The organism is Actinokineospora sp. NPDC051303 (genome assembly GCF_055586285.1).
In genome coordinates this window covers 26,012-47,693 of record NZ_JBVJIN010000045.1, presented here as the reverse complement: position 1 = coordinate 47,693, position 21,682 = coordinate 26,012, and the positions used below count along the sequence as shown (strand labels likewise).

The window sequence follows — 21,682 nt, the reverse complement described above, 5'->3', positions numbered from 1 at the left end:
CCCCACGACCACGGCGAGTTTAGGGATCTTCCTTCTCCCCCAAAGAAACCACTCCACCCCATCGAGCACCTGGCAGGGTTCGTGCGGCTTCGTTGGGGGGCAGGTCTACTGCTCTTTGCTCTGCCCCATCGAGCGCTGGGCGGGCGCTGGTTTGGCCTGGTCGGGGGTTCGCTGTCCCGCTTTGAGGGGGTTCGCTGTGCTGCTCCGATCGAGACCTGGCGACTCTGGCGCCGGTTCACGGGAGGGTGAAGGGGTTCTGCTTCCACTGAGGACTGGCCGGAGCGGAAGCGGCCTGGGCGGGTGGGGAGGCTGGCGGGCATTGGCTGGGGCGCCTGCCGCTGGTGGTGGGTGGGGTGTGCGTGGGGTGGCGGTGCGGAAAGCCTGGTGCTGGCCTGAATGCCTGACCGGGTGAGTGGGGGTGGTGGGGGGCGGTACGGAGAGTGAAGGGGATTGTCTGCGCTGGGGGCGGGGGTGGGGTGGTCGGGATTCGGTGTTGGCCGGAACCTGGGGTTCGGGGATGTGGATCTCATGGTTCTTTGTGGCCGGGTGTGGCATCCGTGTGACCGCCGCTCGGCCGGTACCGCGTGAGTGCGCAGCGGAATATCTTCACTACCCACAGTCATCTAAGGAGGTCTAGTGGGGCACAGTGCGCGCGAGCGGCAGGTTGAGGAGTTGGTCCGGCAGGCGTTGCCGGGGCTGCCGTCCGCGCATCGGAGGGTGATAGGCGGGTTGGTGGGGAGGGCGGCGGAGGGGTGGCATGTGTTCGCCCGGCCGGTGCGGGGGGAAGGGCGGGCGGACGCCTTTGTGGTGGGGCCGGGGGGTGTGCTCGCGGTTGTGGTGTCAGCCGAGTGCCCTGCTGAGTCGGTGGCGCGGGCGATTTTGCGGCGGGCCGAGAGGCGGTTCGCGGGGATTCGGGATCAGGGTGGGCATTTGTTGGTCCGCAGCGCGATCAGTTTGGTGGTGGTGCGACCGGGGGGTGGGGAACCGGTGCCGGGCCATCACCTGTGTCGGGTGGTCGATGAGGAGCGGTTGCCGGAGTTGGTTCCGCAGGACGGGCCCCATCTGCCTCGGGGGCTGGTGGACGACATCGCCGACCAGGTTGAGGACAAGGTGCCCGATTACGTCCGGCTGAGTGCGCGGCGGGGGCGCGCGTCCGAACAAATCGCTGGTTCCGTTGGTGGGGGGTCGGACAGGTGGCTGGCTTTCCTGCATCCCAATCAGGACGGCATCGTGAGCCGTCACTACAACGGGCCCGCGCGGATCAGTGGTCCGGCGGGGACCGGTAAGACCGTGGTGGCGTTGCACCGGCTGCGGCATCTCGCGCGGCGGAGTGTGGGGCCGTTGCTGTTCACGACGGTCGTGCGGACGTTGCCGCAGGTGCATCGGACCTCGTTTCGCAGGCTGGCGCCGGAGTTGGCCGAGCGGGTGGAGTTCACCAACCTGCACGCCTGGGTGCGTGACTTTCTGCGTTCGCGCGGGCATGACCTTGTGGTGCAGCACCAGCGTGTGGCGGCGGCGTTCTGCCGGGCGTGGCAGGCGCATCGGGGGGAACTGGCCGATCTTGAGCCGAATCCGGACTACTGGCGCGCGGAGATCGACCGGGTGATCAAGGGGCGGGGCATCGCGAGCCTGGCCGACTACGCGCGGGCGAGCAGGCGGGGGCGGAGCCTGCGCCTGGACGCCGAGCGGCGCGCGCATGTGTGGCGGCTTTTCCAGTGCTACCAAGGAAATCTGACCGAGGACGGGTTGCACGACCACAACGACCTGATCGACCGCGCCATGGTCGAACTCGCGCGCGACCCGCTGGAGGAGTCCTATGCGGCGGTGGTGGCCGACGAGGTCCAGGACATGCCGCTGGTGGGCTTGCGGCTGCTGCGCCAACTCGCGGGCGACGGGGCGAACCGGCTGCTGCTGCTCGGCGACGGCCAGCAGCAGGTCTACCCCGGTGGCTGGCGGCTCTCGGACGCGGGCATCCCCATTTCCGGGCGCGGTGAGGTGCTGCGGGTGAACTACCGCAACCGCGCGAACGTGCTCGGCTTCGCCCAGCACCTGCACGCCACCAATGAAGTGGACGACTCCGAGGGCGCGGTGATCGCACTACGCGACGCCGAGTCCGCCAACGCCGGTGGGCGCACCGAGTGCTGGCGCGGGCCAGAGGACGCGCTGCCCGCCGCCCTGACCGCCGCGGTCACCAGCCTGCCGGTGCCCACCGGTGACGCGGCGGTGATCGTGTTCGAGCACCGGGACCTGGACCGCTGCCGGGACATCCTGGGCGCGGCGGGGATCGGTTTCCAGCTCCTGGCCGACTACACCGGCGAGGCCGACGACCGGCTCAAGCTCGGCACCGTGCACGACGCCAAGGGCCTGGACTTCCGGGCGGTGCTGGTGGTCGAGACGACGGCGCGGGGCGCGAGCGGACTCGGCGCGGAGCGGGAGTTCCGGGAGCTGCGCGACCGGCAGCACCTCGTCGCCGCGACCCGGGCCCGGGATTATCTGTGGTGGGGCATGGCGAGCACCCGGCCATGGCCGCTCCCCGTCCCCGACGATCTCTAGGGGGTCCCTGTGCGACGTGACCCGGCGATCACCTTCCGCGGCGCCCTCCAGATCCTCGGCCACCACGACCGGCCCTGGCTGGACCGGCTCAACCGGCTGCTCGGCGGCGCGGTGCTGGCCGCGGGCCTCGCCCCGGCCGCGGCGGCGGTCAGCGCGGTCTGGGGCTGGGTGGACCAGAAGAACGAGGCGGCCGGGCTGCTGCGCGACGCCCTGGACTCGGTCTCGGGCAGGCTCACCCGCACGGGTGGTCTTGCCCGGCACGAACTGGTCGTGGCCGCGCACACCACGATCGTGCTGGCCGCCTTCTTCGACACCCTGCGCGAGGAGATGCGCGACCTCTACGACGAGGCCGAGATCACCGACGCGGAGAAGGTGCTGCTGGCCGGGGGCGAGACGCCGAGGTGGGGCGAGGAGACCGCGCGCCAGCTCTACGGGCTGACCGTGCCGTGCCCGTCGACCCTGGGCGGCTTCGAGGAGACCGCGACGAGCGTGGCGCACTGGGCCAAGCAGATGATCCGGGAGGTGCGCGGGTTCCTCGCCGAACTGAACCTCACCCGCCGCATGGAGCCAACCGCGGACGGCTTCGAGCGGCTGGTCGCCTCCCGGTACCGGTCGTACTACCTGGAACTGGCCGCGACCGTGCCGGAGTTCGCCCTGTGGTCCTCCTTCGCCGAGCACGCGGCCACCCGGACCGCGTTCGCCCGGCTGGCCGACCTGCTCACAGTGTCCACATCGGACACTCCGGTGCGGGACCCGAGGCGGATCGTGTGGGAGGTGAACCAGGCCGAGCTGTCCCGGCCGGTGATCGACATCGACGCCGACGGGTACGGCATCGACGCGGTCTTCCCCGCGGTCGCCGACATCTTCCTCACCCCGCATTTTCGCGCCGTGGAGACCTTCGGGACCGCGCGGCTGGCCGATGAGCGCTGGTGGGACGAGGTCGAGTTCGGCAGCGACCTGGAACTGCTGCTGGCCCGGCACTTCAGCACCCCGGGGTCGACCCGGCTGCCGCTGCTGCTGCTCGGGCACCCCGGGGCGGGCAAGTCGCTGCTGACCAAGGTGCTGGCCGCCCGGCTGCCCGAGTCGGCCTACACCGTCGTGCGGGTGCCGCTGCGCCGGGTCGAGGCGAACACGACGGTGTCCGACCAGATCCAGCAGGCGCTCGACCTCGCCACGAACCGCCGGGTGTCGTGGCCGGATCTGGTGGACCAGAGCGCGGAGACGATCCGCGTGGTGCTGCTCGACGGCCTGGACGAGCTGTTGCAGGCCACGACGCACGACCGCGGCGGCTACCTCAACGAGATCGTGGAGTTCCAGCGCGTCGAGGCCGCCCTCGGCCGCCCGGTCGCGGTGCTGGTGACCTCGCGGACCCTGGTCGCCGACCGGGTGCGCCTGCCCTACGGCCTGCCGGTGGTCAAGCTGGAGGAGTTCGACGACGACCAGATCCGGCAGTGGATCGCGGTCTGGAACACCGCCAACACCGCGTCCCCGGCGCGGCGGATGCCCCCGGAGGCCGCCCTGGCGCAGCGCGAGCTGGCCGGGCAGCCGCTGCTGCTGCTCATGCTGACCCTGTACTACTCCGACCCGCAGGTCGCGCTGTCGGACAAGGACCTGTCCCAGGCCGACCTCTACGAGCGCCTGTTCGACACCTTCGCCCGGCGCGAGGTCACCAAGAAGGCCGGGCAGCCGCTGGCGGAAGCCGAGATGGCGGTGGCGGTGGACGACCAGCTCCGCCGCCTGTCCACTGCGGCCATGGGCATGTTCAACCGGGGCAAGCACGCCATCACCGAGGCCGAGCTGAGCGCTGACCTCGCCGGTCTCGGCGAGCCGTCGCCGTCGGGGCAGCGGCTGCTGGGCGAGTTCTTCTTCGTGCACTCGGCCGAGGCCAACACCGGGACCGTGCAGCGCAGTTACGAGTTCCTGCACGCGACCTTCGCCGAGTACCTCGCCGCGGCGCGGGTGGTGGACGTGCTGGCCGAGGTCGCCGAGGGGGCCTTCGGCAGGCGCCGGTTCCACGAGCCGGACGACGAGTTGCTGTTCGTGCTGCTCTCGCACCAGACGCTCGCCATCCAACGGCCCACGCTGGGGTTCATCGACGCCCGGCTGGCCGCGATGGACGCCGACGAGCGCGCCGACGTCGCCCGCACGCTGGACCTGCTGATCGCCGACCACCGGCACCGCCGCCCGGCCAGCCGCTACCCCGACTACCGCCCGCAGGCCGCGGACACCGTGCGCGCGCTCGCGGCGTACTCGGCGAACCTCGTGCTGCTGCGGGTGGCCGCCGACGTCGACCGGGCTGGGGTGCCGCTGGCGGGCCTGTGGTCCGAGGACGACCCCATGGCGCAGTGGCGGTCGATGGTGAGCCTGTGGCAGGCGGGGCTCGACGCCGAGGGCTACCGGGCGATGCTGCCGTCGATCTCGTGCCGGGAGGGGGTGCTCACCGCGGCCGTCGACTCCGGTTTCCTGGCCGGATTCGACGAGATCCGGCAGGCGCGGCTCCGCGAGGAACGAGATCTGGAGCGCAGGCTGCGGACCGGGTACGCCCTGCACGACGGACTGACCTACGCGGTGCACGAGGGCCAGCGGCGGGAAACCGACAACTGGGTGGACTACATCGTCTCGTGGCTGTGGGCGGCGGCCATGCGCGGCCCCGGCGAGACCCCGATGTTCGCCGACCTGGACGCGCCGGAGTCGGTGCCGTTGAAGGTGACCGCCGACGTCGCCGACCTGGCCTACGCCGTGCTCGGGATGCGCTGCCGGGACTGGACCGCCGACTTCACCATGGATTTCCTACGCTGGCTGATGCGGCTGCGCTCGCCCCGCAACCGCTCGCCGCTGCCGCTGCTGCTGGCGCTGCGCACCCATCCGACGCTGCTGCGCGACCTGCACGACATGGCCGGGTCGGAGACCTGGACGCCGGAGTGGCGGATGCTGCTGCGCGCGGTCGAGGGCAGGCACTACGACGAACGGGCCGTGTCCGACTACCTCGACGCCATCTCGCCGCCCGCCCTGGCCACGCTCTCGCAGCCCATCGGCCCCTGGCACATCGTCTGGGACCGGGCCGCGCTGCCGGTCTCCGCCCCCTGGTTCCCGCTCCGCGAGGGCACCCCACACCCATGAATCACTCCTTATCTTCCACACCGATGCGGAAAATGCGGTACTTTGGGTGCGGAAGAGGAGGAGTCGTGAGTCAGGAGATGTTCTCCGTCGAGCAGGTGGCGGACCGGTTGGGGCTGCATCCGAGGACCGTCCGCAACTACGTGCGCGACGGCAAGCTCAAGGCGGTCCGGATCGGCAAGCAGTACCGGATCGCGCGGGCGGACCTGGAGGCGCTGACCGGCAGGCCCATCGAGATCACCGAGGTGCCCAGGCACCGGCACGTCGAGGTGTCGACCATCGTGCGGGTGGACGCGATCAGCGGCGCGGACGCGAGCCGGGTGAGCACCGCCCTGACCGCGTCGGCCAACGGCTACCGGGAAGGCGACACGCCGCTGCGGCTGCAAACCGTCTACGACGAGGAACGCGCCAGCCTGAAGGTCGTCATCCTCGGCGGCGCCGCCACCACCGCCGAGCTGCTGCGGCTCGTCCACGCGCTCACGGAGGGACCACCATGACCGACACGATCACCCGGCTGCGCGACACCGACCTCCTGGTGTGCGCGGCGGACGGCCCCAAGGTGGTCAGCGACCGGGACGCGGTCGACCTCATCGGCGACGCGTACGGCCGGGGCGCGGCCATGGTCGTGCTGCCCGTCGAGCGGCTGGACGAGCGGTTCTTCCAGCTCGGCACCCGGGTCGCGGGCGAGGTGGTGAACAAGTTCGTGGGCTACCGGATGCCGCTGGCCGTGCTCGGCGACATCTCCGCGCACCTGGCCGCCAGCTCGGCGTTCCGCGCGTTCGTCCACGAGGCCAACCGGGGCACGGACTTCTGGTTCGTCGACAGCCTGGCCGACCTGGCGCCGCGCCTGGGCTGAGCGCGGGCCCGCCGGATGTCCCGGCGGCCCCGCGTCACGTCTGTTCCGGGGCGGTCAGTTCCAGATCGCCGGAGCCCACTCGGGGTGGTCGATGAACGGGTTGCGGTTGCGCTGGTAGCTGTCGTAGATCACCTGGTTGCGCCGCTTCTCGAACGCGTCCGGCGGGTCCTGGGCGTTCCACTGCAACAGCACTGAGCGGCGGCCGTGGTAGGGGCTGGTGCCGTTGTTGACGCTGTCGTTGAGCTCCAGGTCGACGTACCCGTCGCCGCCCTCGTAGCGGACGTCCATGTAGAAGATCATCCGCGCCACGTCGCCCTTGACCGCGTCGCGCGGCTCCCAGGAGTCGGCGTCGGTGAAGTTGCCGGGCGCCTCGGCCACCGGGGCGCCGCCGAGGTCGAAGTCCTTGTTGCCGCGGGTGGCGTTGACCGAGACGTCGGTGGGCCGCAGGTGGTGGATGTCGGTGCCGGGGCCGGTCGCGGTGCCGAAGTCGCCGTGCGACTTGGCCCAGACGTGCTCGCGGTTCCAGTCGTCGGGGTCGCCGCCGTTGCTGGTCTTGCTCTGCGAGCGGCCGGTGTAGAGCAGGATGACGTTGGCCGCGTTGTTCGGGTCCTCGTCCGTGGCCTTGAGCGCGTTCCACACCTGGTCATAGGTGAGCTTGGTGTTGGTGCGGATGATCTGGTTCAGCGCGGTCTTGAGTTCGACGCCACTCTTTCCGATGGCTGTGCGGTAGTAGGTCGAGTCGTAGTCGCCGGGCGTCGTGGTGGCCGTGGTGGTCGGCTGCGTTGTCGTCGGGGTGGCGCCGACGGTCGCGAACGCCGTGGTGGAGACCAGGCCGGGGTGGGCGAAGTAGGCGCTGAGGGAGCCGGTGACGTCGAGCTGCTTGCCCAGGAGGCCGGGGTTGGTCTTGAGCCCGTAGGACGCGCGGAACGCCGAGGTGATCTGCACGTAGACCATGCGCGAGGTGTTGGTCTCCGCGGCGGTGTCGGCCAGGGCGAGCGCGTAGTCGGAGGGGAAGTTGGACCGCACGACGGTCGTGGTCGCGGTCGGCTGGCCGACGACGTACCCGCGCACGGTGGCGACGGCGCCGTTCTGCTGCGCGATGGCCTGGGTGACGGTCAGCGGGGCGGCCGCGGTGGCCGCGGGCTGGATCTGGAGCGCCACCACGACGGTGGCCAGGCTGATCAAGAGGGCTAAGAGCGTCCAACGACGTGTCTGCACAGGTGGTCCTCTCCCCGACTGTTGACCCAGCGTGATCGCTGTTCCACGATCGAGTGAAGATTGCCACGACAGTGCACACCAGTTCATGAACGTGACGGTGCGTTTCGATGTCGGACCGATGGCTGATCCCGCGCGGACGCCCGCCGGACAGGAAAAAGCGGCCCTGCCGTCGGGGGGTGACAGAGCCGCGCTAGGAGAGTCGCCACGAGCCCGTTCGGCGTTACCCCGCCGTCTTCTCCGGGGATAATCGGCCGTCTTCTCCGGGGAAATCGGCTGTGACTCCGGTGTGGACAGCGGCCGAACGGCGGGTCGCCGCGCGTCCGGATGGGCTCCGGGAGAGGATGATCGGGACTGATTCACGGTAAGCAAGGAGCGCAGCATGGCTTTGCAGAAGCCCGAGGTCGACCCGATCGAGGGTGCCCCGCCCGCGGACCTGGAGGTCACCGACCTCACCGTCGGCGACGGCGCGGAGGCCACCCCGGGCAAGCTGGTGACGGTGCACTACGTCGGCGTCGCCCACTCCACTGGGGAGGAGTTCGACGCCTCCTGGAACCGCAAGGAGACCTTCAGTTTCCCGCTCGGCGGCGGCCGGGTCATCGCGGGCTGGGACCGCGGCGTCGCGGGCATGAAGGTCGGCGGCAGGCGCAGGCTGGTCATCCCGCCGCACCTGGGCTACGGCCAGCGGGGCGCGGGCAACGCCATCAAGCCGGGCGAGACCCTGATCTTCGTGGTCGACCTGATCAGCGTGGGCTGACCCAGGGCCCGCGTCGGAGGCCGCCTTCCCGTCGAGCGTCGGGAAAGGCGGCCTCCGGCGCGTCAGCGGCCGGTGACCTGCGGGGCCAAGATCGGCTCCAGTAGCGGCCAGAGGGCGGCCGGGTCCTCGACGTGCGCGTTGTGGCCGAGGCCGGGCAGGATCACCGGGTCGGGCGTCAGGGCGCGCAGGTGCTCGGCGGGCGACATCGGGTCCCGCTCCCCCGCCGCCAGGGTCACCGGGCAGCGAGCGACGGCGAGCAGGCCCGGCAGGTCGGGGCGGCCCACGGCGAACGCCCGCGGATCGAGCGCGGCCCGCCAGCCCGAGGGGCCGAGGGTGACCGAGTCGGCGAAGTCGGCGGACAGCCCGGCCAGCTTGCGGGCCCAGCTCGCCGCGTTCTCCCGGTTCTCGAACGCCTTCGGTGGTTTGCCCGCCAGCGCTGCGGCCTTGGCCAGGTCGTCCGGCGACCAGCTGACCTTCACCCCCAGGCAGACCGCGGCCGTCACCGGCACCCCGAACCAGCCCGAGGCGAGGGCCAGGGCGACGACACCGCCGAGCGAGTGACCCAGCACGACCACCGGCCGGGTCGGGTCGAGGTCGGCGGCGACGCGCGCGGCGATGCCGCCGAAGGAGTAGCGGTCCAGCGGCGCGGACCGGCCGTGGCCGGGCAGGTCCGGCGCGACCGCGGCGCCGGGCCAGCGCTCGGCCAGTTCCTCGATGAGCCCGGCCCACACTCCCGCGGTGCCCGCGAGTCCGTGCAGCAGCACCAGCACCGGTTCGCGGTCGACGTCGTCAGCCATGGGCATGATCTTCGTACAGAACGCGGCCGGACGCAGCCATACCGCGTCAATCTCGGGCGAATGTCCTCTTGGGACGGTCAGATGCGCCGCTCAGACTGTCCCTGCGGTGCGGCGCACCGCGTCGAGCAGGATCGCCAGGCCGCGCTCCAGGTCGTCGCCGTCGATGGTCAGCGGCGGGGTGACCTTGACGACTTCGCCGCCGCGGCCGCAGGTCTCCACGATCAGGCCGTGCGCGAAGCAGTGCCGCTGCACGGCGGCGGCCCGTTCGGTCCGGCCGGTGTCGATTCCGACGACCATGCCCCGCCCGCGCGTGCGCACCTCGGTGTCTGCCGCAGCGACGTCCGCGGCGAACTCCGCCATGCGGGCGCTGTGGGCGGCCAGGCCTGCGAGGAAGTCCGGGCGCTCCCACAGTTCCAGCGCCGCCTCGCCCGCGACGAACGCGAGCTGGTTGCCCCGGAAGGTGCCGGTGTGCTCGCCGGGCGCCCACACGTCCAGCTCCGGTCGCAGCAGCACCAGGGAAATCGGCATGCCCACCCCGCCGAGCGACTTCGACAGCGTCACCACGTCCGGCACGATCCCGGCGTGCTCGAAGCCGAAGAACCGGCCGGTGCGCCCGCAGCCCGCCTGGATCTCGTCGCAGATGAGCACGATGCCGCGGGCAGCGGTGACCGCGCGCAGGTCGCGCAGCCAGCCCGAGGACGCGGGGTAGACGCCGCCGTCCATCTGCAGCGACTCGACCACGACCGCGGCGGGCGGCTCGACACCCCCGCTGGGATCGTCCAGCAACCGCTCCAGCAGGCCGATCGAGTCGAACCGACCCGCTGGCCCGTCTTCAAACGGGAGGAAGGTGGTGTCCGAAAAGGACACTCCGGAGCCGCGGCGGGCGGACCGGCTCCCGGTCACCGACAGGGAGCCGTTGGACATGCCGTGGAAGGCGCCGGTGAACGCCACGACCGGACGGCGGCCGGTGGCCTTGCGGGCGAGCTTGAGCGCGGCCTCGACCGCGTCGGTGCCGGTCGGACCGCAGAACTGCACCCGGTAGTCGAGCCCGCGCGGGCGCAGCACCACATCGCGGAGCCTGCTCAGGAACGCGCGTTTGGCGGTGGTGTGCATGTCGAGGCCGTGCAGCACGCCGCCCGCGGTCAGGTAGTCGACCATCTTGGCGATCACCCGGTCGTCGTTGTGACCGTAGTTGAGCGCGCCCGCCCCGCAGAAGAAGTCCAGGAACTCCCGCCCGTCCTCGGCGACGAGCGTGCTTCCCTTCGCGGAGGCGAAAACGGCGGGAAACTTGCGGCAGTACAGCCGCACCTCCGACTCCAGCTCCTCGAACACCTCAGTGCCCGCACGGGTTTTCGGAGCCGCGTCGGGCTGCGTGACGGTCATGGGCGAGTAACGTACCGTAGCCACAACGGCCGGTTTCTTAGGGTCCCCTAATTTGACCTTCACCGTCCACTTGGGACAGTCGGCGCGCCCCGGCAGCCGGGGCGCGCCGACCCCGGCTGGCTCAGCAGCCGCCGCAGTTGTAGTACGTCACGTCCCAGTGGTTGCTCTCCAGGTAGTAGATGTTGCCGCTACCCGAGCGCCACTGGTTGCCGCCGATGTAGGTGAAGTTGTTGCGGATGTAGTTGCCCAGGCAGGTGGTCAGCGAGTAGTCGAGCTTGTAGCCGTTCCAGTGGCTGTAGGTGCCGCTGGCGTGGCCGACCTCGGTGCCGCCGGTGATGTTGAGCCCGCAGCCGCTCGCGCTCTTGAGAGTTTGCGCGCCCTGGATGGTGGCCAGGTTGACCTGCTCGAATGAGGTGCACGACGAGTTGTAGCGGTTGCTGCAGTTGCCGCTGGACGACCAGGTGATGTTGGACGAGCGCAGCATCGAGGTGGCCTGGCTGTGGGTCAGCTTGGTGACCAGCACCGAGACCGGGGCGGCCGGGGTGAAAACCGGGTCCTTCTCCGCGCCCGCTGGGGCGGCGGAGGCCACGCCCGCGCCAACGGCGACGCAGGTCGCGGCTGTCGCGAGGACGGTGGCGATGCGGAGCAGGGCAGTGCGCATGGATGGCGGCCTTTCCGATGGGCGGCCCTCGTCCGGCCCGGCGGTGGCCGAGCCGGGTGCTGGGCCGAGGACAGGACCGGAAGCGGTCGCTTCCGGGCGAGCGGTCAGCCACGGTCACCCGGTCGGGAACGTCGTGTCCGGCGGTGGCGGTCCAGCTCCGCGCTGTCGGTTTCCCGGCCATCGTGACCACGCCGAACGTAGCCGGCGCCGGGCCGCGCGCCGCGCGCGTCGCGGCCGGGACTGGGGTGGGCAGGGGCCGTTATAGGGGAACGGGTTTCCCGCTGCCAGCCGACCGGATGGCCGCCTCGATCGTGTCGACCAGCGTCACCGACTCGGCGGGCTGGACCGGCGGCGGCCCCTCCCCGCGCAGGCACGCCGACACCGCGCCGTAGAAGGCCAAGTAGTCGCCGTCGAGGGTGGGCACCATCTGCGTTCCCGCCTCGGTCACCAGCTCGCCCCACTGCGTGCGCGGGTACACCCCGAAGCCGGGGGCGGTGGGCGCCACGCCCGCGCGGGACGCCTTCTCCTGCGGGTCGAGCCCCCAGCAACGGTAGCCCGCGCGCAAGCCCGCGACGGCGAACCGGGGCGCGACCGGCATCGAGGCGTTGCTCATCCGCAGGTACGACCGGACGCCGGAGGCGTGGGTGAGCAGCACGGTCGCGTCCTCGGGCACCGGCACCTCCGCGCGCGGTGTCCGGGTCTCTGCGTAGACCGAGACGGGCGCGCCGAACAGGACGATCGCCTGGTCGACCAGGTGGCTGCCGAGGTCGTAGACGATGTTGGCCATCGCGGCGGGGTCGGCGCTGGCCTTCCAGCCCGCGCGCACGGTCGTGGCGGCACGCTCGAATCGGGACTCGAAGCGGTTGACCACGCCGAGGGCGCCGTCATCGACCAGGCGGCGGACGGTGCGGAAATCGCCGTCCCAGCGGCGGTTCTGGAACACCGTGAACAGCAGACCAGCCTGTTCGGCCGCGTCGACCAGCCTGCGCACGCCGCGCCCGGTGGCCGCGACCGGCTTGTCGACGACGACCGAGAGGCCCGCGGCGAGCGCCGCCTCGGCCTGCTCGACGTGGAAGCGGTTCGGTGAGGCGACCACCACCAGGTCGAACTCGTCCGCGCGCCGCCACAGGTCCTCGACGCTCCCCACGACGGCGGCCTCGGGGTAGCGCGCGGCCACCTCGGCGGCCCGCGCGGGAGCGGAGGTGACCACGGCGGCCAGCCGCAGGCCCTCGGTCGCGGCGATGAACGGGGCGTGGAACGCCGATCCGGCCAGGCCGTAGCCGATCACCGCCACCCGGGACTCGGTCGCCATCGGCCCTCCTCGTCTGCCGCCGCCTACCGCAGATCCACCATCGTGGGCCGGGTCGGGCGTCTGGTCGGCGCACCAGTGCGCAGTATCGCTTCCTTACCGCGCCATGGATGCACCGCTTGGTACACGCAGAGCATCGCCCACAACTCCTGGGCGACGCCATGTGGATCTTGGGAGCGCAGCGCGACCGGGCCAGCCTCCAGCGACTCGAACAGCGACTCGAACCGCCAGCGGGCCGCGTGCAGGGCGACCAGCTCGGCTGCGGGGGCCTCGTCCGGGTCGAGCAGGGTGGTCACCAGGACGCTGTCCGCCGCCTGGACCACCCGCACCGCCAGCGAGCTGTCGACCGGGTCGCGCTCGGGCAGCAGGCGGGACAGGAACGTGCCGTCGGGCAGCACGTGCAGCCGGGGCAGCGCGACCGGGGCGCGGGGCCGCCAGAGCAGCCGGGCGCCCCGGTCGACCGCGGTGCGCCACAGGTCCTGCCCCGGCCCGGCGCGGTGGGCCACGACCAGGGTGTCCGGGGTCAGCGAGCCGAGCACCCGGGCGCCGAGCTCCTCGCGGCAGGAGCCGACCGCGACGTCGAGCAGGGCGCCGGTGTCGTGCTCGGCCAGGATGGCCAGACGCACTCTGGAGTGCGCGAACGCGGCCAGGTTGGCCGCGGTGTCCGGGATGTCGACCGCCCCGCCGTCGAGGGTGCACACGCGCAGGCCGCGCCAGCGGCAGCACTCGGCGCTGTCGGCCGCGGCCCGACGCAGGAACAGCCTGCGCATCACCTCCGGGCCCAGCCGCTTGCGGGCCTTGGTGATCGACCCGGTGCTGGGCGCGGACCGCGCGCCGGTGTCCACGCCCGCCCAGCGCATCCCGGCGGTGAGCCGGGCGAGGACCGCGTCGTACCCGGCGCCGCCGAAAAGCCAGAGCGCGAGGGTGAAGTAGACCATCGTGCGGGCGGGCAGCGCCCGCGAGCGCTGCTCCCGGGCGCCCGCGGCGTCGATGGCGGCGTCGACCTCGTCGGGGGGAAAGGCCGTGATCAACATCCCGATCGCGACCCGGTCGGACAAACGGTCCCGCGTCGCCTTCGCCGCGCGTGTCATTCCGCCCACAGAAAGGACCTCTCACCCGATGGCACTTAAGGAAGTCGGCTTGTAGTCGATCTTGTCGACAACCGCGGCGACATGAATAGCATCGGGCGCGCCCCGGGCGCCAGAGGCCCCGGACCGCAAAACAATTCCGAGAGTTCTAGGCTCACATTGACCCGGCCGCCGATCGCGGTCGGGCACGAATTCCCCCATACACCCATTCGGCGGGTGATCAGCCCTCCGAGAAGGAGTGACCAAGGATGCTCAGAAAGACCTTTGCCGCCGCCATCGCCGTCGCGGCGGCTGCCGCCCTGACCCCGGCGGCCACGGCGGCGCCACGCGCGCAGACCCACCTCACGCTTACCGTCGGCGCACCGGGCCAGACGCCGACCACCGCCGTGCTGCGGTGCGTCCCCACGGGTGGCTCGCACCCGCGCGCGGCTGCGGCCTGCGCGGCGATCGCGCAGGTGGACGGCAATTTCGAGGAACTCAACGTGGGACCGGACCGCCCGTGCACCATGGAGTACGCGCCGCTTGTCGTCACCGCCAATGGACTCTGGCAGAACCGGCCCGTCGCCCATGAACGCGTCCACCCGAACCGGTGCGCCCTAGAGGTGGCCACCGGCCCGGTCTTCGCGCTGTGATTTCTCAGCGGACCGGCGCGCGCAATTCCACGACGGTTTCGACAACCGGCGAACTATTGACTCTGCGTGACGATTCACCAGAATGGGTGTCGCCAGTCCGCATGAGTAACAGTTCAACCATTAGTGTCGGCGTGCGAAAAAACCAGACAGTGATTAACGCCACTCAGGTTCACCGAAAGGGATGAACGTCGCGGGCCACCGCCCGCCGCGCGTCCTTTGCCCGGCCGACCGCGATCGATCATCGCGGACACTCCGGAGCCCGATGGTGCGACCCCTCGGGCTCCGGAACGGCCCCCTCCCGCGAGCGTCAGGCGAACGGCACCCAGGCGAGCTGCCGCAGGGTGTCGAGGTCGCTCGCGAGCAGACCCGACGCCGACAGCGTCCACAGCGCCCCGCCCGCGACCAGCGACCGGCGGACACCGCTTTCCGCCCCGGTTGGCGGGTGCGCCAGCGTGCCCGCCTCGGTGATCGTGTCCCCGGTCAGCCGCAGCACCAGCGCGCCGCCCTGGCCCGAACCACCGCGCGCGTCCACCGGCACCACGACTAGGCCGCGCTCGGCCCAGAACAGGAACGCGTGCGGGTCGAACTCGACGGCCGACGACGCGCCCGGCAGGTGGTGGCGCGCGATCGGACGGGCCTCGGCGCCGGTGGTGTCGAACAGCGACACCTGCGTGCCGGTGGCCCGGCCCTCGTCGGTCGCCTCCTGCCCGACGCCGAGCAGCCTGCCGTCGGCGACCGGGTGCAGGTAGGCCGAATAGCCGGTGATCTTGAGCGCGCCGGTGACCTTCGGACTCGCGGGATCGCTCAGGTCGACGGTGTAGAGCGGGTCCGTGCGGCGGAAGGTGACCACGTAGGCGGTGGGGCCGAGGAAGCGGACCGACTGGACGCGCTCCCCCACGCCGAGACCACCGACCCCGCCGATCCGCACCAGCGCCGAGCCATGCTGGGCGAGCACGCTGACCGCGCTCTCGGTGCCCGGCGTCCGGTCGCAGCACCCGGTGGGGTCCTCGGTGGTGGTCACGATCCGCAGGTTTCCCTCGTGCTCGGACAGCGAGTACTGGTTCAGCAGCGCCCCGTCGACCGCGCCGGAGGCGACGTGCGCTGGCTTGCCGGGCCCGGCGATGTCGAACCGGTGCACCTCGGTGCGGACCGGGCCGTCGCCAGCCAGGCGTGCCCGCGCGGGCATGCCGCCGAAGCGGGCCCGCCGGTCGTCGGCGAGGTAGAGGCTGGCGCCGGTGCCGTAGACCGCGTCGCCGTCCGCCGCCACGGCCACCGGGTCGCCCCGGTGCGGGTCGGCGCGCAGGTCGAGGGTGAGCACCGTGAGCAGGGCGGCGCCGGTGTAGTCGGCCGGGCGGCTGACCGAGGCGCAGTCCACCAGCTGGCCGGATTCTCGTTGGCCCGCGCGTTCCAGGACGTAGCGCGGCAGCCACTGCTCGATCGTGGACCGCTCGATGATCTCCCGGTTGCGGAGCGTCGCCTGGTCGGCGTCCCCGTCCCCGGTCGGGTGGGTAAACGGCAGGTTCGGCACGGACCGGACCACCACCCGGGCGAGTGAGCCGACCTGCCGGGCGTCGATGAACCCGCCGTCGACCGAGAGGGAGCCGAGGACCCGCGCGCCGCCCGCGAGGTCGACCGAGACGAGGGTGGTCGACGCGCGTGGTTCGGGGACGTCATTCGGGGCGACGGTCACCAGGGCGCGGTCGCCGTCGAGCAGCAGGTGCGTGGCGCGGCCGCCGGGCATGGCCAGGGTCGCGGTGACCGCGCGAGTCGCCGTGTCGACCACGCGCAGGGAGCCGTCAATGACGGTGACGATGCGCCTGCCGTCGGTCTTGACCACGTCCGGCTCGTCGGCGGCGGCCTCGTGGCTGTTCGTCCGGGAGTGGCCGCCGTCCAGGGTCCGCGCGGTCGGCGCCTCGGCGGCGCCGTCCTCCATCGCGCCGGTGGCCGGATACTGGCCGCCGTCGAGGCCCCATGGCCCCACGCGGGCCAGCGCGGCGCGCTTGAGGTCGGCCAGCGCCGTCGCGCACGAGTCGTAGGCCACCAGCCGCACCGCGCCGGACTCCACAGTCGGGTGAGTTCGCTCGGATGGGGCACCCAGCCAGTACGCGGCGCCCACGACGCCCGCTCCGATGACCGCTATCGCCGCGACGGCGCCCGAACGGGGCCACCGGCGTAAGTCGCTGCTCATAACCGGATGGACGTAATGGCATGCCAGAGGCGTTGCAGCTATGCTGATACAACGCTTTGTGTTGGAGTGTGTGCGGTCCGTGTCGATCTAGGTGAGTTTTCACACAAAGGCGCACGAACCCGCACATTCAGGCTACTCTAGGTGCATGACAGTCGCCCTGGAGACCCTGCTCGCCAAAGCGGGCCTGAGAGTCAGCCCGGTCGAGTTCCTGGAGCTCGTGGAGGACGCCGCGCGGCGGCTCTCCCCCGCCACCCCCGACCCGGCCGACTACTTCTCCACCGAGCAGCGCGACACCCTCTCCGACGTCGGCCTCGACCTGACCCCGCGCCGGGCCGACGAAGTCGACTCCCGCGCCCGCGCCGTCGCCGCCCAGGCGGTCCTGCGCGACTCGGCGCTGACCGTGTCCGCCGCGGCGCACGCCGTCGGCGTCGACACCAGCCGCATCCGGCACCGGCTCTCCGCGGGCAGGCTCGCGGGCTGGAAGGACCGCGGCGGCTGGCGGCTGCCCGCCTGGCAGTTCACCTCCGCCGGAGTGCTGCCCGGCCTGGAGGCCGTGCTGGCCGCCGTCCCCGACGACCAGCCGCCGCTGGTGGTGGCCGCGTTCATGACCACCCCGCAGCCCGACCTGCGAGTCAACGACCAGCCCGCCACACCCCGGCAGTGGCTGCTCGCAGGCGGCGACCCGACCAAGGTCGCCGCCCTGGCCTCGGTACTCGGCACGCCCGCCTGACCTATACCGACGACTGGACAACTCCCCGATGGCACGGCTTCCCCAGCCGCCTGCTCCTGCTGTCCTCAAACCCCTCCTGCGCGTTGACGAGGACGTCCTCGCCGTGCACAGCGGCACACACCTAGTCCGAGTCTTCGCGGCGGCGGGCGCGCACCGGCAGCGCTGGAACTCCTTCCGCTACACCGGCCCCCTGCCCCACGCCCGCTTCGACCCACACCCCCTCGGCCCGGACGGCGGTCCCGCGCCCGCCCCCGGACACGGCGCGTTGTATTTCGGGTTGACCGTGCGCACGAGTGTGGCTGAGGTGTTTCAGCAGACGCTGGTTGTCGACCGGACGACGCGGCGACCGCACCTGGTGGTGTTCCGACCTCGGCGGACGCTGAAACTGCTTGACCTGACTGGATTGTGGCCGACTCGGGCGGGGGCTTCGCAGGAGATCAGCAGCGGGAACAAGATCATGACGCAGGCGTGGGCCCGGGCTATTCGCGCGGCGCATCCCGATCTTGATGGGCTGTGGTACCGGTCGTCTATGGATGGTGGGGAGCCTGCGGTCTGCTTGTGGGATCCGCCTGCTCGGACGGCGCTGCCCACTACGCCGGATGTGTTGCTGCCGTTGGATTATCCGGGGTTGGATCTGCCGTTGGCTCGGGTTTGTGAGGATTTGAACTACACGCTGCTGTGATGGCTTTCGTTGGTGGGTCTGCTCTCTGGGTTCCCTGGGTGGCTGGGTTGGTGGGGGTCCGCTCGATGGGGTGGAGTGGTTTCTTTGGGGCCCCTACGAAGGAAGATCCCGTCGTGGGAAAGACGGGTGGGGAGCCTTCGGCCCCACGACCACGGCAAGTTTAGGGATCTTCCTTCACCCCCAAAGAAACCACTCCACCCCATCGAGCACCTGGCGAGCGTAGGTGCTGCCTGGCAGGAACGCGGGGCTGACAGGAAGGCTGGGCTGGCGGGCGGGCTGACCCACACAAAGGCCACTTAACCAACGCCCAGTCACGACCGCGACAGCACTTGATTTGCCGCCGCACAGCCCCACAACAAAGCCCCACCCACCCTGGGGGCTGACCCCGCTCCAGTCTATCGGACCAGGCCGACAATCGGGGCTGGAACGATCTTGCCTGTGGATAACTTCGCGCTGGGGTTAGAGGTGGTGGGACCACCAGGTCAGGACTGCGTCGAAACGTTGTTTGCGGTGGCGGGGGGTGCCGGAGCGGGTTAGTTCGTGGCCTTCGCCGGGGAAGAGGAGGAGTTGGGTGGGGGTGCCGTTTCGGTGGAGTTTGACGTACATGCGTTGTGCCTGTTCCAAGGGGCAGCGCCAGTCTTGTTCGGAGTGGGTTATGGCGAAGGGGATGGTGATTCGGTCGGCGTAGGTGAGGGGGCTCATGGCTGTGCGGGCGCCGGGGGTGGGGCCGCAATAAGCGTCGGCGAACCACCAGCCGATGTCGGAGGTGCCCGCGAAGGAGTCCCAGCAGTTGACCGCTCGTTCGCTCCAGGCGGCGCGGAAGCGGTGGCCGTGGTGGGCGGCCAGCCAGCCGACCATCCAGCCGCCATAGGAGCCGCCCATGACGCCGACGCGGGTGGGGTCCAGGTCGGGGCGTTCCAGGGCGGCGTCGAGGACCGACAGGACGTCCGCGACGTCCACTGTGCCCAGTGCGCCGATGATGGCTTGGCCGTGTCGTTCGCCGTAGCCCGCTGAGCCGCGTGGGTTGGGCAGGACGACGGCGTAACCGGCGGCGGCGTAGACCTGCGCCTCGTCGTAGAGGCCCCAGCTGTAGTACCTGAACGGTCCACCGTGGACGGCCAGGATGACCGGGTGGGGGCCGTCTCCTTCCGGGAGGACCAGCCAGCCGTGGGTGGCGTAGCCGTCCGGGGCTGCGGCCTTGATCTCGATCAGGGGGCGCAGGCCCGTGGCGCGCAGTGGCGCCGAGAAATCGGTGAGCTCGCGGGTGGTCTCGTCCTCGGCAAGGACGACCTCGCCCGCCGAGTCCCAAGTGGACACTGAGCACACCACGCGGTCGCCGTCGGCGGCGAAACCCTTGACCACGGCCAGTTCCCCGGCCACCAAGGCCAATTCGGACAGTGGCGCGCCGTCCGCGTCCGGGGCGACGCGGCGCAGTTCTACCGCGCCTCGGTTGCGGACGGCCACGAGCACCCCGGACGCGGTGGCGACCGGTCTGCCCGCGTCGGGTTCGCAGTCCACGGTTTCCGCGTCGGTGAGTCTGCGCGGTCGCGCGGGCGGGCCGTCGAGGGCCAGTGGCACGGTCCACAGCCCGACGTTGCGCGCCACGGCGGCGGGGCCGTCGAACGCCTCGCCGAGAAAAGCGACAGTGTCCTCGGCGACCATGACGGGGTGCTCGACGGTGCCCGCGCTGCGCGCCACCAGAATCGGGGCTCCGCCGTCCGCGGGGATGGCGTAGAGGTCGGCGCGCTGGGTGTCCTCGGCGCCCCAGTCGCGCTTGGCGCCGACCAGGATGTGCTCGCCAGCAGAGGTCCAGACCGGGTTGACGGGCTCGCCGGGGCCTTCGGTCAGCGGGCGTGGGAGCGCGTCAGGGGTCGCGGTGTCCACGATGAACAGTTGGGCGGGCCGGTCGGTCACGAAGCCGATGTCGTCGTAGCGGTAGTCGAGCCGGGTGATGCGGCGCGGCGCCTCCGCCTCGGCGGACGGGATGTCACCGTCGGCCGACTCGGTGCCGTAGCGGCCCGCCTCGGGGACCCGGGCGACGAACGCGACGCGCCGCGAGTCCGGCGCCCACACCGGCGCGCCCGCGCCGAGCGGCAGCGCGGTCACCGGACGAGCCTCCCCGCCGTCGACCGGCATCACGTGCACCTGGGGCTTGCCCGCCGGGCCGTCGCTGCGCAGAAAAGCGACGTGCGTCCCGTCCGGGGAAATCGCGGGCGCGGTGTCCCGGAAACCGCGGGTGAACTCCTTCACCCCGCCGCCGTCAATGGCGACGCGGTGCAGACCGCCCCGATAGGCGTTGGCGGCGAGGTCCGCGGCGGTGACGCCGACGAGCAGCAGATCACCGCGCAGGGCGGGCGCTCCCGGCGCCGCCAGCAGGTCGATGTCCTCAGGGCGCACGACGACGACCGTACCGGACCACCCGCCGCCGTCAGGGACGTTTGTTATTCCCATTGGTCACAGAAAAGCGGGCGCCCACCGGACGCCCGCTTTTACCGTGACAGGTCAGCGCTTGTTCTCGACCGGTTCCGCCGACTCCAGCGGGTCGAGTTCCCCAGGCACGTCCTTGGCGCTTCCGGCGCCGCCCGCGGCCTCGTCGCGGCGCGACTTGATCAGGCTCGCGACCGTGGTGATGAGCAGGACGCCGACGATGACCGACAGCGACAGCCCGATGCCGATGGTCGGCACGTGCAGCGGCTCGCCGTCGTTGAGGAACGGCAGCGTGTTGGTGTGCAGCGCCTCAAGGACCAGCTTGACGCCGATGAAGGCGAGGATGACCGCGAGGCCGACCGAGAGGTAGACCAGCTTCTTGAGGAGCCCGCCGAGCAGGAAGTAGAGCTGGCGCAGGCCCATCAGCGCGAACGCGTTGGCGGTGAAGACCAGGAAGGGCTCCTTGGTGAGCCCGAAGATCGCCGGGATGGAGTCGACGGCGAAGAGCAGGTCGGCGGTGCCGATGGCGATCATGACGATCAGCATCGGGGTGAAGTACCGCTTGCCGTCGATCTTCACGGCGGTCTTGGCTCCGTGGTAGGAGTCAGTCACCGGCAGCACCTTGCGGGCGAAGCGGGTGAGGCCGTTCTCCTCGTACTCCTCGTCCTCGCCGAGGCCCTGCCGGGAGAGCTTCCACGCGGTGTAGATCAGGAAGATGCCGAACAGGTAGAACACCCAGCTGAACTTGGCGATGGCCACGGCGCCGACGGCGATGAAGATGCCGCGCATCACCAGGGCGAGCACGATGCCGATCAGCAGCACCTTGTGCTGGTGGATCTTGGGCACCTGGAACGCCGACATGATGATCAAGAAGATGAACAGGTTGTCAACGGAAAGTGAATACTCGGTGATATAACCGGCGAAGAACTCACCCGCGTACTGTCCACCGGAGAAGGCCCAGATCGCGCCTCCGAAGGCGAGGGCGCAGGCGATGTAGAACGCCACCCAGCGGCCCGCTTCGCCAAGCGAGACCTCGTGCGGCTTGCGGTCCACGACGAGCAGGTCGACCGCGAGCAACGCGATCAGACCGCCCACCGTGGCGATCCAGACCCAGGCAGGGATAACCATCAATCAAACCTCCGGTGTACGGGCATGCGCCGACAACCGGAGGTCTCTTCCGCCGGATGTGATCCGGCCACCGGCACCGGGACCCGTGACTGGTCCGTGCTGACGACACCGATGCGAAGGAATACTCCCCTCCGACACATTCACTGCGTAGTGATGCTT

General features: G+C 71.0%; 17 protein-coding genes. 8 read left to right on the top strand and 9 right to left on the bottom strand.

The genetic code is table 11. From position 1 onward, the window contains the following. Positions 1-1,230 precede the first annotated feature (1,230 nt). The 4 genes from ACZ6SD_RS26450 to ACZ6SD_RS26435 all read left to right on the top strand — a co-directional run bounded on the left by ACZ6SD_RS26450 (position 1,231) and on the right by ACZ6SD_RS26435 (position 6,526). Complete coding sequence (locus ACZ6SD_RS26450; protein ID WP_465319694.1) at positions 1,231-2,553, top strand: UvrD-helicase domain-containing protein; 1,323 nt, start codon at positions 1,231-1,233, stop codon at positions 2,551-2,553. Between the two features lie 9 nt (positions 2,554-2,562). Then, positions 2,563-5,673: an NACHT domain-containing protein gene (locus tag ACZ6SD_RS26445; RefSeq protein WP_465319693.1), complete on the top strand. Its 3,111-nt coding sequence runs from the start codon at positions 2,563-2,565 to the stop codon at positions 5,671-5,673. A gap of 65 nt (positions 5,674-5,738) precedes the next feature. Further along, positions 5,739-6,167: a helix-turn-helix domain-containing protein gene (locus tag ACZ6SD_RS26440; protein WP_465319692.1), complete on the top strand. Its 429-nt coding sequence runs from the start codon at positions 5,739-5,741 to the stop codon at positions 6,165-6,167. Then, the gene (locus ACZ6SD_RS26435; protein WP_465319691.1) at positions 6,164-6,526 is read left to right on the top strand and encodes a DUF4180 domain-containing protein; all 363 of its coding nucleotides are present in this window, start codon (positions 6,164-6,166) and stop codon (positions 6,524-6,526) included. Before ACZ6SD_RS26440 ends, ACZ6SD_RS26435 begins: the two co-directional genes overlap by 4 nt. 54 nt (positions 6,527-6,580) lie before the next feature. Here ACZ6SD_RS26435 and ACZ6SD_RS26430 read toward each other — a convergent pair whose 3' ends face one another. After that, a complete protein-coding gene (locus tag ACZ6SD_RS26430; RefSeq protein ID WP_465319690.1) occupies positions 6,581-7,831 on the bottom strand; it encodes an endonuclease in 1,251 nt (416 codons plus the stop codon). Between the two features lie 292 nt (positions 7,832-8,123). On the opposite strand from ACZ6SD_RS26430, the gene ACZ6SD_RS26425 reads away from it, so the two are divergent. Next, complete coding sequence (locus tag ACZ6SD_RS26425) at positions 8,124-8,498, top strand: FKBP-type peptidyl-prolyl cis-trans isomerase (protein ID WP_465319689.1); 375 nt, start codon at positions 8,124-8,126, stop codon at positions 8,496-8,498. Between the two features lie 62 nt (positions 8,499-8,560). On the opposite strand, the gene ACZ6SD_RS26420 is transcribed toward ACZ6SD_RS26425, so the two are convergent. The 5 genes from ACZ6SD_RS26420 to ACZ6SD_RS26400 form a co-directional block, all read right to left on the bottom strand. After that, positions 8,561-9,295 carry an alpha/beta fold hydrolase gene (locus ACZ6SD_RS26420; RefSeq protein WP_465319688.1) on the bottom strand — a complete coding sequence of 245 codons (735 nt, stop codon included), beginning with the start codon at positions 9,293-9,295 and terminating at the stop codon, positions 8,561-8,563. A gap of 90 nt (positions 9,296-9,385) precedes the next feature. Next, a complete protein-coding gene (gene ectB, locus ACZ6SD_RS26415) occupies positions 9,386-10,678 on the bottom strand; it encodes a diaminobutyrate--2-oxoglutarate transaminase (protein ID WP_465319687.1) in 1,293 nt (430 codons plus the stop codon). Positions 10,679-10,799: 121 nt separating this feature from the next. Further along, positions 10,800-11,339: a hypothetical protein gene (locus ACZ6SD_RS26410; protein ID WP_465319686.1), complete on the bottom strand. Its 540-nt coding sequence runs from the start codon at positions 11,337-11,339 to the stop codon at positions 10,800-10,802. 259 nt (positions 11,340-11,598) lie between these two features. Further along, positions 11,599-12,651, bottom strand: coding sequence for a Gfo/Idh/MocA family oxidoreductase (locus ACZ6SD_RS26405; RefSeq protein ID WP_465319685.1), 1,053 nt, complete (start codon positions 12,649-12,651; stop codon positions 11,599-11,601). A 23-nt stretch (positions 12,652-12,674) separates the two neighbouring features. Continuing rightward, positions 12,675-13,739, bottom strand: a complete 1,065-nt coding sequence (locus tag ACZ6SD_RS26400) for a transposase domain-containing protein (protein WP_465319696.1) — start codon at positions 13,737-13,739, stop codon at positions 12,675-12,677. A gap of 245 nt (positions 13,740-13,984) precedes the next feature. Between ACZ6SD_RS26400 and ACZ6SD_RS26395 the strand changes: the two genes are divergently transcribed. Then, positions 13,985-14,368, top strand: coding sequence for an SSI family serine proteinase inhibitor (locus ACZ6SD_RS26395; protein WP_465319684.1), 384 nt, complete (start codon positions 13,985-13,987; stop codon positions 14,366-14,368). Positions 14,369-14,675: 307 nt separating this feature from the next. Here the strand turns inward: ACZ6SD_RS26395 and ACZ6SD_RS26390 are convergent, their stop codons facing one another. Further along, a complete protein-coding gene (locus ACZ6SD_RS26390; protein ID WP_465319683.1) occupies positions 14,676-16,556 on the bottom strand; it encodes a beta-propeller domain-containing protein in 1,881 nt (626 codons plus the stop codon). 145 nt (positions 16,557-16,701) lie between these two features. Here ACZ6SD_RS26390 and ACZ6SD_RS26385 point away from each other — a divergent pair, with 145 nt between their 5' ends. Continuing rightward, entirely contained in the window at positions 16,702-17,286 is a 585-nt protein-coding gene (locus tag ACZ6SD_RS26385) for a DNA-binding protein (protein WP_465319682.1), read from the top strand. Between the two features lie 28 nt (positions 17,287-17,314). Then, positions 17,315-17,968, top strand: a complete 654-nt coding sequence (locus ACZ6SD_RS26380; protein ID WP_465319681.1) for an RES family NAD+ phosphorylase — start codon at positions 17,315-17,317, stop codon at positions 17,966-17,968. A gap of 459 nt (positions 17,969-18,427) precedes the next feature. Here ACZ6SD_RS26380 and ACZ6SD_RS26375 read toward each other — a convergent pair whose 3' ends face one another. Both ACZ6SD_RS26375 and ACZ6SD_RS26370 read right to left on the bottom strand, forming a co-directional pair. Further along, positions 18,428-20,365: a S9 family peptidase gene (locus tag ACZ6SD_RS26375; RefSeq protein ID WP_465319680.1), complete on the bottom strand. Its 1,938-nt coding sequence runs from the start codon at positions 20,363-20,365 to the stop codon at positions 18,428-18,430. Between the two features lie 105 nt (positions 20,366-20,470). Further along, the gene (locus ACZ6SD_RS26370) at positions 20,471-21,523 is read right to left on the bottom strand and encodes a TerC family protein (protein WP_465319679.1); all 1,053 of its coding nucleotides are present in this window, start codon (positions 21,521-21,523) and stop codon (positions 20,471-20,473) included. Positions 21,524-21,682 lie beyond the last annotated feature (159 nt).

Excerpts from the sequence above, each read along its gene's own strand:
- ACZ6SD_RS26435 (WP_465319691.1), top strand. The coding sequence starts at position 6,164 with ATGACCGACACGATCACCCGGCTGCGCGACACCGACCTCCTGGTGTGC.
- ACZ6SD_RS26430 (WP_465319690.1), bottom strand. The coding sequence starts at position 7,831 with ATGAACTGGTGTGCACTGTCGTGGCAATCTTCACTCGATCGTGGAACA.
- ACZ6SD_RS26425 (WP_465319689.1), top strand. The coding sequence starts at position 8,124 with ATGGCTTTGCAGAAGCCCGAGGTCGACCCGATCGAGGGTGCCCCGCCC.
- ACZ6SD_RS26420 (WP_465319688.1), bottom strand. The coding sequence starts at position 9,295 with ATGGCTGACGACGTCGACCGCGAACCGGTGCTGGTGCTGCTGCACGGA.
- ectB (WP_465319687.1), bottom strand. The coding sequence starts at position 10,678 with ATGACCGTCACGCAGCCCGACGCGGCTCCGAAAACCCGTGCGGGCACT.
- ACZ6SD_RS26410 (WP_465319686.1), bottom strand. The coding sequence starts at position 11,339 with ATGCGCACTGCCCTGCTCCGCATCGCCACCGTCCTCGCGACAGCCGCG.
- ACZ6SD_RS26405 (WP_465319685.1), bottom strand. The coding sequence starts at position 12,651 with ATGGCGACCGAGTCCCGGGTGGCGGTGATCGGCTACGGCCTGGCCGGA.
- ACZ6SD_RS26400 (WP_465319696.1), bottom strand. The coding sequence starts at position 13,739 with ATGACACGCGCGGCGAAGGCGACGCGGGACCGTTTGTCCGACCGGGTC.
- ACZ6SD_RS26395 (WP_465319684.1), top strand. The coding sequence starts at position 13,985 with ATGCTCAGAAAGACCTTTGCCGCCGCCATCGCCGTCGCGGCGGCTGCC.
- ACZ6SD_RS26390 (WP_465319683.1), bottom strand. The coding sequence starts at position 16,556 with ATGAGCAGCGACTTACGCCGGTGGCCCCGTTCGGGCGCCGTCGCGGCG.
- ACZ6SD_RS26385 (WP_465319682.1), top strand. The coding sequence starts at position 16,702 with ATGACAGTCGCCCTGGAGACCCTGCTCGCCAAAGCGGGCCTGAGAGTC.
- ACZ6SD_RS26380 (WP_465319681.1), top strand. The coding sequence starts at position 17,315 with ATGGCACGGCTTCCCCAGCCGCCTGCTCCTGCTGTCCTCAAACCCCTC.
- ACZ6SD_RS26370 (WP_465319679.1), bottom strand. The coding sequence starts at position 21,523 with ATGGTTATCCCTGCCTGGGTCTGGATCGCCACGGTGGGCGGTCTGATC.